The sequence below is a fragment of the Ornithinibacillus liuyingii genome (assembly GCF_055550225.1).
This window is the reverse complement of record NZ_JBPWOS010000010.1, coordinates 106,068-118,396: the sequence shown is the minus strand read 5'-3', so window position 1 is coordinate 118,396 and position 12,329 is coordinate 106,068. Positions and strand designations below refer to the sequence as shown.

The following is a 12,329-nucleotide window of genomic DNA, read 5'->3' as shown; positions in this document are numbered from 1 at the left end:
AGCCCACCCCTTAAGTAGTTAAAATTAAAAAAGGTGGCAAATCCTCTAAAATAGCAAATTAACTTACCAAGCTAAACTAAATGGTGACCGGATGGTTAGTCACCATTTTTTAGTGGCTTAGTAGTTTTATTAGTAATTTTCTTTATCGTTAACATGAAGATTGATCCTATTAATAGAATAACCCCAACAATCTTCCAAATCGTTATTTCAATCGGGAAGAATGGAAAAGAGATAATAGCAAGTAATACAGGACTGAATGCTCTCATTACGTTAGCAATTGAAAATCGTAAATATTTGAGTGCTTGATATAATAAAATAGTCCCCAGAAAACCCGTTAGGAAAGAGGATAATATAATAAAGCTAACCCCTTTAACATTCCCCCAGTTCGTAGTAAGCTCTCCTGAAAAAGTCACATAAATCATGACAAAGACCAATGTTATACAATTATTGGTGAAAAGAATAGAATTGGAGCTCTTTTCCTTTGACATCGATTTCTTAATATAAATATTGGTTAACGCAAAGAAAAAAGTATAAAGAAGCGCAAAGATAACACCAGGTAGGTTAGTTGTGTTATCTCCTTTATCGACAAAAAGAAAGCCCCCGAGAATTGCTAGGGTCATAAAGATAGATTCCCGCAAGGAGATTTTTTCCTGTAATAAAAATATAGATAGAAGGATAGCGAATACAGTATAAAACCTGCCTAAAAAACCAACCTCCACTGGTGAAAGCAAATTCATGCTTAAAAAAAGAAAGATAACACCTAATGAATTGAATAATGCTAACATGATAATTTCCTTTTCAAAATAAAACATCACATGCTGTTTCGTAATGATACCAAATAATACACTTGCCACAATAATCGTTACCACATTGATAAAAGACGCCTTTGCAGGGCTCATATGTGCCAATCCAAATTTAGAAATTAGTGGGCCAATTGCCATTGTTAAAACCGATAGTAAATTAAATAGATGCCCTTTTTGGGTATTAGTCATACTCCTGCTCCCTCCCATGTTTTGAATATACCTTTCATTGTAGTTGATTAAAGGGGAAGAAAAAGTGTAAGTTGTTAGTATATATTTCACCTTTTAGTGGAGGGTCTAATGCAATTACTTTATTATTACATCCATTTATTTGTTCAATGTTCGAACAGCAATGCAAATAAACCTATTAAGCTGACCAGAAATGAGATAAGCAATATCCTCCAATGTACCGAGCGAAATGTTATTCATATTTTAAATCGTATGGAAGAGAAAGAATGGATTACTCGAGTGCGTGGGAAAGGAAGAGGAAACCCAACCGTTATTACCTTTACGAAATCTATTACAGATATGCTGACGTATATGGAAGCATCCTCAAGGGATACAGATTTTAATGGCTTAATCACATATTTAGAACGGCATGATATACTACGTAATCATCAACACGTGTTGGATACTATACTAAAGGAATTGTTTGGCATGAGGAAAGATATAACTCAACAAGAGGGTGAGGAGTGTTTACATATTCCGTATTTTCGGTCATTTCATTCTTTAGATCCATCACAAGTAGAGCGACAAACGGAAATACATATGGTACAACAACTATTTGATACCTTAGTTACGTTTAATAAAGATACGGACAAAGTAGAACCGAGTATTGCCTATTATTGGGAACGGGATGAGAGCGGGAAGGTATGGACATTTTACCTTAGAAAAGGAATTCCGTTCCATAATGGTAAGATGTTAGATGCTGAGGATGTAAAATTCACCTTCGAAAGACTTAAGGATACGCCAGCAAAATGGATAGTCGCATATTTAGAAAAGATGAATAGTATTGGTTCACATGCCATTCAATTTCACTTTGCTATTCCGATTGTAAATTGGCCATTTATGTTATGTTCACCAAAAGCATCTATTGTTCCAATGGGGTTTGCGGAACAAACGGTAGAAGAATTCTCTCGAGAACCAATTGGAACAGGTCCGTACAAGGTGAAGTCTCACAATACGAATCTTCTCTCACTTTCGGTACATCAAAGCTATTTTAAAGAGAGGGCTCATATTGATGAAATATTTATTCATGTTATGCCATCAGTCGAGAAGTTCATGAATATAAAAGAGATTGAGGAAGAGCCACTTTTCTATATCCCATTTACTTGGAATACAAATACAGATAGGGGGTATAAGAATGTGGAAAGGGGGCATTTATCCATCAAGTATCTCATGTGGAATATGCGGAAGGATAAGATAAGGTCCAATCATTTGTTACGAGAAAAGCTGGGGGTACTTTTAAATAAAAAGAGAATGATAGAGGCTCTAGGCTATCCAAGATATGAACCGGTAAGAGTTTTTCATCAGAATCGTCCAAATAACGATAAGCTATATAATATGTCATTGGATATAGATTATATGGATACTTTAATATTAATGACCTATAATCTTAAACCAAACGAAGAGGATATTAAATGGATAAAGAGTGAATGTAACAAACAAGGGATTCATTTGGAATTGCGAGTCGTTCCATACTCTAATTTCTATGAAGAGGCTAAAGAGGCAGACATAGTATTATCGGAATATGTTGCGGAAGATGTTGAAGAGGTTGCGTTATTAAATTTATTTCATTCAGAAATGAGTATTTTACATAATCTATTAGACAGAGAGAATAGTAGAATTACGCAGGGCATTTATAAAGAGTTGGTTCAGGAAGTGTCATCGAACAGAAGGATTCAGATAATGAACCAATTAGAAAACAAACTAATAGAAAATCATATTGTTATGCCTTTATATTCAACATACCAAAAGGCTTTATACCATGAAAACTTGATGGGAATTTCACTAAGTATTATTGGATTAGTACCATTTAAAGACTTGTTCTTTAGGAAGGAATATGGATCGAACTAAATTGGTGTATGAGTAAGAATATTCAATAAAAGCTTGACGGAATCAAAGAGATAGATTAAATTGAAAGTAATTTAATAGAAAAAACAGGTTGATTTGACGACTTTTTTAGATCGAATCATTAAAAGGGAAGTTCGGTTAGAATCCGGCACGGTCCCGCCACTGTAATTGGGAGTCTTTTATCACAATCCACTGTCATTTTGATGGGAAGGAGATAGAAGATGATGAACATGAGTCAGGAGACCTGCCTGTTTTTTTATATCACACAACCTACGAGGATAGGGAGGCATGTGACGAACAATATACTTTATTGTGTTTTGGTAGCGTTTACATAACATCTCTTCTAGGTAGAGATGTTTTTTTATTGGACATTGTGAAAGCTAATAAATAAAAAGGGGATTTTTGGATGGTCAAACATCATAAACTAGTAAACTATTTAATTATATTAATCATGTTATTAAGCCCATTATTCATCAATGCATCCTATGTACAAGCTGCAAGTGATCAAAAAGACATCAAACCTCATAATGAAGCACAGAATAGCGTACAACTTACCATTGTTGTTTCAGAAGAGGAAGTACCTTTACCGTTCTCAGAAATAAAAATTGAAGAAGGGGATATGGTTTTAGATGCTTTAATTAATGCTACAGAGGAAAATGATATTACATTATCGTACCGTGGGACAGGGGCGACGGCCTATGTAGAAGGTATAGATGACATTTATGAGTTTGACCGAGGTCCCGGTAGTGGCTGGATGTATCGAGTAAATGGTGTCTTTCCAAACCGAGGTGCAGGAGTTATTCCGCTAGTTCCAGGTGATGTTGTTGAATGGCTTTATACAACAGATTTAGGAAATGATATAGGTGCTGATCTACACCCATTCCGTGATCATTTGGATCCTACTATTCATATAGACAACCTAAAGGATGGTTCTACGGTTTACGATAGCAAACTGTCCTTTGCTGTAGAGGCGGTTAGTTATTTTGGAACAGCTCTAATCCCCACTGTAAAAGTGAATGATACAGTAATTGTAGCGGAGGAAGGTAATCACTACTCTGCTACATTACTAAAAGGTCAAAACATAATAACTATTGAGGTTAGAGATAAGCAAGGCTATACCTCTTCGTTATCCTTGACCATTACATATGATGATAAACAAGTTGCTCCACATTTAGTGGAGGCGGATAAGGGTGATAGAGGTGAACTAGATAGCGCTCTAGTGGTAATCCAGGATGCTATAGAAAAAGCTAGTAACCATATCATCCAAAATGGTGTAAATAGTGAATGGGAAGCAATTGGGCTGGCCAAAGCTGGAAAAGAGATTCCAAGTGATTACCTTACTATTTTTTATCAAAATATTCAGGACCAAGTAATCAGAGGTTTAGAGAATGGTCGTATTAAGATTACAGATATTGAAAGACTAGTGATGGCTGCGGTGGCTGTTGGCATAGACCCCCGTGATATAGAAGGCTTAGACTTAATCGAATTGATATATAATAGCCCTGAGCGCCGTGGTGGTTATGATACGATGACCTTCCAAGGCAATAATGGCCCTATATTTGCCTTAATTGCTTTAGATACTCAAGGGTTTTCTGTCCCTGAGGATGCAAAGTGGACGAGGCAGAGACTAATAGAAGAATTAATACGTACCCAAAATGAAGATGGTAGTTGGTCATTAAATAGTGACTTTAGTACCCCGAGTGTAGATATAACAGGAATGGCGTTAATAGGTTTAAGTCCCTATAAAGACCAACCGGCAGTATCGAGCGCCCTTGATAGAGCGGTTCAATGGCTATCAAATGTCCAAACGGAAGATGGAGGCTTCGATGGTGGGGATTTTGTAGGTGGGATTACTAGTGAAGCCGCAGCCCAAGTTATTATTGGTTTAACTGCTTATGGTATTGATCCTACAAGTGAGCCATTTACAAAGAATGGAAATAATTTAATCACCCATCTATTCGAATTCCAAAATACTGATGGTGGTTTTAAACACACTATGGACTATGACTATTCAGATCCTATGAGTACAGAACAGGCAATGCAAGCATTGGTTGCATACAAACTATTCCTGAGGGGAGAAGGAAGTCTGTACCACTTTAGTGATGTAATTGATAATGTGGATGATCCACCGGGTGAACAGGAAGAAGGGACCGATGAGAAAGAATTACCAGAGGATAAAGAAGAAAAAACAGATGATAATGAACCCCCGCGAGATGATTTGAATAACGAGGAAGAATTTTCGAAGAATCCACCATCCAATAATAAGGATGACACAGATAATAAGCAGGATATGCTACATAAAGAGAAAAAGTCAGATAATACACAAACTCCAAAGGGAAAAGAACTTCCAAACACAGCTAGTAATTTCTATAACTATATGCTAGTAGGTATGCTTCTAATGATTATAGGAGGATTAGTTCTATTTTACTTAAATAGACAACCAATGAGATATCGTTGAGGAGGATGATGTAATGCCAAACTGGTTAAACCGCCTTTTAATTACGTTTTTAATGCTTACTGGCCTAACTCTTGCAGGATGTGATTCAACGCTTCAAATGCTTCAGACAAAAGAAGAGGCAAGCCAGGATAAAGTATTAGAACAAGAAGAACAAAGCCAGTTAGAAGCACCCGAGCAAGTGGAAATAAAGTCAGCAGATAACATAATACCTGATGAAACTAACGGGGAAGTGGATGATAACTCGAAAGTAGAAATACTAGATAAAGAGAATGAAGATACAAAGAATAAACAGTTCAATGAAGATAATAAGCCTACCGTATCAGGTGGAAATACAAAAGTCAGTGAATCTAAGTCTTCGTCTGATGAAAAAAGTCAGCAGAAAAACTCTACAACTAATGAACATAAAAGTAAATCTGGGAAACAGAGTAATTCGAATCGTGAAAGCAAATCTAATGATGAGAAAGAAAAAACAGAAGATAGTTCAAAATCGAATCCACCACCAATAGATACAATCGTTTATTCTATTGTAATCTCTGAAACGGAAGTCCCATTACCACCTACAGAAATGGAAGTAATGGATGGGGATACAGTATTACAAGCACTAATTAGAATAACAAGAGAAAAAAGCATTCAAATGGATTATCGTGGGGGACAAGGAGCTACTGCATACGTGGAAGGCATTGATAATGTTTACGAGTTTGACCGAGGATCAGGAAGCGGTTGGATGTATCGGGTAAATGGGGTTTTTCCTGATCGTGGAGCTGGGGTTGTTCCGTTACTTCCTGGTGATCGTGTCGAATGGTTATATACGACCAATTTAGGTGAAGATTTAGGTGCAGACCTGAAACCATTCCGAAGATGAGTATAAAAGTCGACCTGTTTGAGTGGTATAAACAGGTCGACTTTCTTCACAGGTATGTAATGTACAACTATTATAAGTGGAAATGGAAGTGTTGATATAGTGGGAAATGGGTTTCGCAGTTACCATCCTTATGTCCAGTTTTGCTATTACCTATTTGTTGGTTTCTTAATCATGTATTTTAACCACCCAATATTCCTAATAGTTATATGCCTATTACTAGTCTTTGTTAATCTTTCCCATGATCATGGAAAAGCACTACGAAAATGGATTCCTGTTCTGATTCTGATGAGCTTAATGATTATCATACTAAATCCCTTTTTAGTTTCACGTGGGACTAATATCTTGTTTTACTTTCGTGGGAAACAAGTAACCATTGAAGCAGCTATTTATGGTATAACGCTGGCATTATTTATTGTGAATATCTTAGTAATGTTTGTTTCTTTTAATATCATTTTAAATGGAAATCGCTTTTTATATATCTTCTCAAGGATTCTCCCTCGGACTGCTTTTTTAATAACGGTCTCTATTCGGTTCGTTCCATTATTAAAGAGGAGGTTAGAGGAAATTAGTGAGGTGCACCAAACTCGAGGTTTAAATATGACAAGTGGAAGTTTGAAAGAGCGAATCAAAATAGGGATGTTGAGGATCCAACTTTTATTAACATGGTCGTTAGAAGAGGCGGTTCAAACAGCGGATTCCATGAAAGCTAGAGGATATGGCTTGGGGGAAAAAACTTCTTATATTCCTTACAGGATGCTAAAACGAGATTGGTATTGGCTGATTGTACTATTTCTATTATTGGCAATCTGTATTAGTGGAGGTTCTTTAGGGTATGGAAAACTAATCATTTATCCTGAGCTAGGTCCTTCACATTTATTTACTATCGATTGGATTTTGTTACTATGTTTGATAATTCTTGTTTCATTTCCGTTGATTGTGGAAGGGAGAGAAAAACTCAAATGGAAATTTTCAATATAAAAGATTTATCATTTCAATACCCTGACACGAGTGAGTTGGTCCTTAACCGTTTAACAGTTACTATTCAAGAGGGCGAATTTGTTGTCATATGTGGCCCAACGGGGTGTGGAAAATCTACACTTCTTCGTTTATTAAAAAAGGAACTCGCTCCATATGGTGATGTTTCTGGAGAAATATTATATGCGGGGAGAACAATCCATGATTGGGATGACAGAGTGTCGGTTGAGGAGATTGGGTTTATATTTCAAAACCCAGAGAATCAAATTGTAATGGACGATGTATTACAGGAAATGGTATTTGGCCTAGAAAACTTAGGTTACTCTAATTTAGAAATGCGAAAACGAGTAGCAGAAATAGTGTATACATTTGGATATGAGCATCTTTTACATAAAAAAACTTCCGAATTATCTGGAGGGCAAAAACAAATTTTAAATCTCCTTTCTGTATTACTTTTGAAACCGAAAGTCCTACTTTTGGATGAACCGATCTCACAGCTAGACCCAATTATGGCAAAAGACTTATTACGAATATTAGAAAGAGTAAATTCGGAACTGGGCATGACAATTTTATTGGTGGAGCATCGACTGGAAGAATTGTTTGACTTGGCTGACCGGGTTGTCATGTTGGATGGCGGTAATATTAGCTATAATGGTTCAAGTAGAGAAGTGATATATTCAGTATTCCAGGATAAAGATAAACATTTTCTTTCCTATCTTCCAGCAGTTTCACGGTTTTATTTAGAAACCGAAAGTTTAGTTGAGGTAGGAAGTATTCCGTTAAATGTAAAGGATTGTAAGACATGGATTTCATCAAAGGATATAGAGTTTTCTAACCACGATAATCAATTTCGAAATCAATTGGTTATGCATGACTTAAAGCCAATTATTGAATTAAACGATATATACTACCAGTATGATAAGGATTCGCCAATGGCACTACAGAATCTTGCATTAAAGATTAATCAAGGTGAATTTTATGGAGTTGTTGGGGGAAACGGTTCAGGTAAGACTACGTTATTGAGGATATGTTTAGGACTCTTAGAACCGCAACGTGGAAAGGTAAAAGTCTTTGGAAAGCGAATGACGAAGAAAGTAAAAAAAGCGATATATAGCAAAATTGCCTATTTACCTCAGAATCCGTTGACTTACTTTATTCATGATTCTATTGAACAAGAGATGCGTCAGTCTGTTCAGTTACTTGATCCTGCCCAAGCAGCCGAACGTATAGAAGAACAATTACAACTATTTGGGATTGAGTACTTAAGGGATAGGCACCCTAATGACTGTTCGGGAGGAGAAATTCAGAAGGCTGCACTTGCTTGTATGTTGCTGAAAAATCCAGATATTCTATTGATTGATGAACCGACTAAAGGCTTAGACCCAATTTCAAAAAGGCAATTAGCATCCACCCTAAAACGAATACATCAGGAAGGGTTGACTATAGTCATGGTGACACATGATATTGAATTCGCCGTTCATCATACTACGAAGAGCGCTATGATGTTTAATGGTAACATTACAATCGATGCGGTGCCAGAAGAACTCTTTAAAGGCAATTACTTTTATACAACAACCATGAACCGCGTAACGCAGAATACTTCAGTTCCAGAGGTATTAACATTGGAGGAGGCTATATCTATATGGAAAGAAAGCAAACTTCGCACCTCTTAAAGGTATTTCTGTTGTTTATCATATTTGTTATTTCAAATATGATTTTTTCGCGTCAACATTACTTAATTTTTAGTTTGATTATTATTGTAATTGTTTTATTTTTTTTCTTTAATCGTTTTGAAATGAGACAGGTCAGGACTAGAGAGATCGTTATATTGGCCATGTTATCAGCTATAGCGGCTATTTCCCGTGTACCTTTCGCAGGATTACCAAGCGTCCAACCAACTTCATTTGTGATTATTACAGCAGGTTTAGTCTTCGGGGCTGAATCGGGTTTTTTGGTGGGGGCGGTTGCGGCTATTGTCTCTAATCTGTTTTTAGGGCAGGGTCCCTGGACTCCATGGCAAATGTTTTCTTGGGGAATCATGGGCTTCAGCGCAGGAGTGTTGAGGGATTTAGGTTGGATGGGTAAAGTTTGGATTCAATCTATATTCGGATTCCTTTGGGGCTTTCTCTTTGGTTGGTTAATGAATTTATGGATCGTTATTAACAATCTTCAAAATTTCTCCTTAGAGTTTATTATGGGTATCTATATATCTAGCTTTTCCCACGATTTAGCCCATGCTATATCGAATACCTTATTAATAGCTATTCTCAGCACTAGATGGGTGAAGGTACTATTTCGATTTAAGAGAAAATACGGGTTACTTGAGAAAGGTACTGGTAATAGCTCCTGATAACGCAATTATTATAATAGATTCCTACTCTTTTCCAAGTAAATAGGGCAACATTGCTAATGATATTGCCCTACAAAAAAATTAAGAGTTATGAAAGGTCTGCCCAATTTCCTTCTTTGCAATTATTTCGTTACCAGCTTCGAGAGATTTATGTTCTTTAACAGAGTCTCCGACCATTTTATTTAAAGAATCAAATGGATAATTCTGTCTCAGTCCATTTTGCGCACTTATTTTCCCATCTACGTTTGCTTCGGTTGGCAGATTGAATTTACGTTTTCCAGTTTCGTTTGCCATGACCATCACCTCTTAGTAATATCCTCTCTTATAGGATAAGTTTTATTCCAAGAGCATATTTTTTTCGTTCAACTTGAAAATAATTTAGACTGGGAATACGACTGAAAATGAGGGGATCTTATGTTACCTGTATATAGCGATGTTATTCAGTTTCGAGGAAGCCATTATGATTTTGGTTATTATCAAGGAGAATTACTAAAGGATTCTCCTATACTTGAGAATAGAGAAAAGCAGTGGGGTTCAAAAAGGAAATATCACTTTTCGATAGATGAAAAAGAGGTACAAACTGCGATAAAGCGTTTGGCCCCAGGAATTTGGGATGAAATAGAAGGATTAGCAGATGCATTGAAATGGAATATGCATGATGCAATTCGTGAGTTTGGTGGGTATTATTTAGAATATGGGAGAAGCGGATGCTCTATTTTCACTGGGAAGGACTATTTGATAAGGAATTATGATAATCATCCTGCTTCTTATGAAGGACGATATGTGTTCTACCAACCTACAGACCAAGGGTATTCCATGGTTGGACCATCTATGCAAATAACTGGTCGGATTGATGGAATAAACGAAAAAGGGCTTGCTATGGGATATAATTTTGTTAACCGTAAGAAATCTGGAAGTGGTTTTATTTGTAATATGGTTGGTAGGATCATTCTGGAGGCATGCGCAACGGTGGAAGAAGCGGTAGATGTGCTAAAAGCAATTCCCCATCGGCATTCATTCAGTTACGTCCTATTAGACCAAAAGGGTAAAACTTATGTAATTGAGGCATCCCCGAGAAGAGTTGATGTGCACCATGGGAATGCTTGTACGAATCATTTTGAATTGCTTTCAGGGGAGAACCGATACCGAATGGATGAATCGGTAGCAAGGCAACGTGCCATAATGAATCAAGGGGAGAATCTGATCAACCCATATCAAGCTTTTCAAATGATGAATGATACAGATAAGGGAGTTTTTTCTACTAAATATGGTGCATGGGCAGGTACGTTACATACGGCAGCGTACTTTCCCCATGAATTAAAAGCATGGTTCTCATTAGGTGGAGACCAGCACCCGATTCTATTTGATTTTAAAAAGTGGTTAGCTGGCGATAAAATGATGGTAAGAAAAGTAAAAGGAAAACTTGATGTAAAAACACCTTTTGTTAATATGGCGCACTTTACTGAGCCGGAATTCTTGATATAAGAAAACAAACAACCAATCGCCTAATTTGATTGGTTGTTTGTTTATTAAGAAATCGATTTACCACGGCTAGCGATAGCACTGGCGAATTGATTAGCGATTGTTTCGCCAATATCCTCCCACTTCGTTTTGTTACGTATTTGCCCATCCTTATCAAGAGGCTCCTGGAATTGATTAATGCCAGTAGCAGCAAGTAATGAATTCTCGTTCCTGTCAAGCCCAATATGTACAATATGCTTAATAACGAATGGTTTGCCGAATTCAATAAAGGCTCCATCACGATCCAATTCCCCTTCTAAAACATGAAATGGCATTCTTAAATAGATGGTTTCTCCTCCTTCGCGGTGAAGTGTTGCATCGAGGAACGCCCCATCATATTCCCAACTACCACACAGGCTTAGCCCGAACTGCTTTGCTATGATACGAGCTTGTCCGAAATAGGCAGTTTTCCCTTCTATTTCTGATTGAAGTTCAATCATCTAATCACTCCTTCTTCTATATTTGCTTATAGCATTTACAAAAAATGGTATAAAATACCTTCTTATTGTTGATTCCTTGTTTTTTGCGGTAAAATATTGATAATACTAATGGACAAGCGGTGAACAGAATGTTGAAGGATACAGGAGAACGAGTTATCCCGGAGAAAATGAAAGTATTAAATGGTTTATTAATTGAGCATATTGCAAGATATCACTTTGCTACGGAATATGTATATGGTCGAGTGTTAGACTTCGCAAGTGGTTCTGGATATGGAAGTCATATTATGGCCAAGATGTGTAAGAATAGAGTGCAGGAAGTAATCGGAGTCGATATTGATCAAGAAACAGTGAAGTATGCAAGGGGTACATATTATCATCCACTAACGAAGTTTAGAATAGGGAATGTAGTGGACCCAAGGTTACCAGACGAGTTAGGACAATTTGATTGCATCGTAAGCTTTGAGACCATAGAACATATTCGAGAAGAAGAACAGTTTATGACTAATATCTATACGATGTTAAAGCCTGGTGGCACGTTGATGTTGTCCACCCCATTTGGAGAAGGTAGAGGGATACCGAGTGGGCAGGAGTATCATGTACATCAATTAACAGTAGACGAGTTTAAGGGGTTATTTAAGGAATACCAATCTACGGAATATTATTACCAAAAGGGAGCATTGATTCAGCCTGCATTTGCAGCGGAGGAGAGGGAATTTCCTCTTGGAATAGCGATTTGTAAGAAATAGTCAACTGGAATTGCCGCGCTAATTAGCGTGGTTTTTTTGTAGGAATTTATTACCTAGTAGGGGTATTTTTAGAGGGAAGGGTACTTGTTTAAGAAAGGAAAGTA

General features: G+C 36.9%; 11 protein-coding genes and 1 riboswitch. Of the genes, 8 read left to right on the top strand and 3 right to left on the bottom strand.

Going from position 1 to position 12,329, the window contains the following annotated elements:
• Window positions 1-95: 95 nt before the first annotated feature.
• The gene (locus tag ACSKT4_RS14480) at window positions 96-992 is read right to left on the bottom strand and encodes a DMT family transporter (RefSeq protein ID WP_186869471.1); all 897 of its coding nucleotides are present in this window, start codon (window positions 990-992) and stop codon (window positions 96-98) included.
• Between the two features lie 108 nt (window positions 993-1,100).
• Here ACSKT4_RS14480 and ACSKT4_RS14475 point away from each other — a divergent pair, with 108 nt between their 5' ends.
• The 6 genes from ACSKT4_RS14475 to ACSKT4_RS14450 all read left to right on the top strand — a co-directional run bounded on the left by ACSKT4_RS14475 (window position 1,101) and on the right by ACSKT4_RS14450 (window position 9,518).
• The gene (locus ACSKT4_RS14475) at window positions 1,101-2,876 is read left to right on the top strand and encodes an ABC transporter substrate-binding protein (protein WP_186869472.1); all 1,776 of its coding nucleotides are present in this window, start codon (window positions 1,101-1,103) and stop codon (window positions 2,874-2,876) included.
• A gap of 68 nt (window positions 2,877-2,944) precedes the next feature.
• A riboswitch (cobalamin riboswitch) is annotated at window positions 2,945-3,139 on the top strand.
• 140 nt (window positions 3,140-3,279) lie between these two features.
• Entirely contained in the window at window positions 3,280-5,331 is a 2,052-nt protein-coding gene (locus tag ACSKT4_RS14470; RefSeq protein ID WP_186869473.1) for a DUF4430 domain-containing protein, read from the top strand.
• A 13-nt stretch (window positions 5,332-5,344) separates the two neighbouring features.
• Window positions 5,345-6,193, top strand: a complete 849-nt coding sequence (locus tag ACSKT4_RS14465) for a DUF4430 domain-containing protein (protein ID WP_186869474.1) — start codon at window positions 5,345-5,347, stop codon at window positions 6,191-6,193.
• A gap of 99 nt (window positions 6,194-6,292) precedes the next feature.
• The gene (locus tag ACSKT4_RS14460; RefSeq protein ID WP_186869475.1) at window positions 6,293-7,171 is read left to right on the top strand and encodes an energy-coupling factor transporter transmembrane component T; all 879 of its coding nucleotides are present in this window, start codon (window positions 6,293-6,295) and stop codon (window positions 7,169-7,171) included.
• The gene (locus ACSKT4_RS14455) at window positions 7,153-8,841 is read left to right on the top strand and encodes an ABC transporter ATP-binding protein (protein ID WP_186869476.1); all 1,689 of its coding nucleotides are present in this window, start codon (window positions 7,153-7,155) and stop codon (window positions 8,839-8,841) included. The genes ACSKT4_RS14460 and ACSKT4_RS14455 overlap by 19 nt, the downstream gene beginning before the upstream one ends.
• Window positions 8,811-9,518 (top strand): ECF transporter S component, encoded by a 708-nt coding sequence (locus ACSKT4_RS14450; protein ID WP_246521588.1) that lies wholly within the window; start codon window positions 8,811-8,813, stop codon window positions 9,516-9,518. The genes ACSKT4_RS14455 and ACSKT4_RS14450 overlap by 31 nt, the downstream gene beginning before the upstream one ends.
• A gap of 81 nt (window positions 9,519-9,599) precedes the next feature.
• Here the strand turns inward: ACSKT4_RS14450 and ACSKT4_RS14445 are convergent, their stop codons facing one another.
• Entirely contained in the window at window positions 9,600-9,812 is a 213-nt protein-coding gene (locus ACSKT4_RS14445) for a hypothetical protein (protein ID WP_186869477.1), read from the bottom strand.
• A gap of 120 nt (window positions 9,813-9,932) precedes the next feature.
• Between ACSKT4_RS14445 and ACSKT4_RS14440 the strand changes: the two genes are divergently transcribed.
• Window positions 9,933-11,003 (top strand): C45 family autoproteolytic acyltransferase/hydolase, encoded by a 1,071-nt coding sequence (locus ACSKT4_RS14440; protein ID WP_186869478.1) that lies wholly within the window; start codon window positions 9,933-9,935, stop codon window positions 11,001-11,003.
• Between the two features lie 44 nt (window positions 11,004-11,047).
• Here ACSKT4_RS14440 and ACSKT4_RS14435 read toward each other — a convergent pair whose 3' ends face one another.
• Window positions 11,048-11,479 carry a YugN family protein gene (locus ACSKT4_RS14435; RefSeq protein WP_186869479.1) on the bottom strand — a complete coding sequence of 144 codons (432 nt, stop codon included), beginning with the start codon at window positions 11,477-11,479 and terminating at the stop codon, window positions 11,048-11,050.
• A 128-nt stretch (window positions 11,480-11,607) separates the two neighbouring features.
• Between ACSKT4_RS14435 and ACSKT4_RS14430 the strand changes: the two genes are divergently transcribed.
• Window positions 11,608-12,225 (top strand): class I SAM-dependent methyltransferase, encoded by a 618-nt coding sequence (locus ACSKT4_RS14430; RefSeq protein WP_186869480.1) that lies wholly within the window; start codon window positions 11,608-11,610, stop codon window positions 12,223-12,225.
• Window positions 12,226-12,329: the final 104 nt, after the last annotated feature.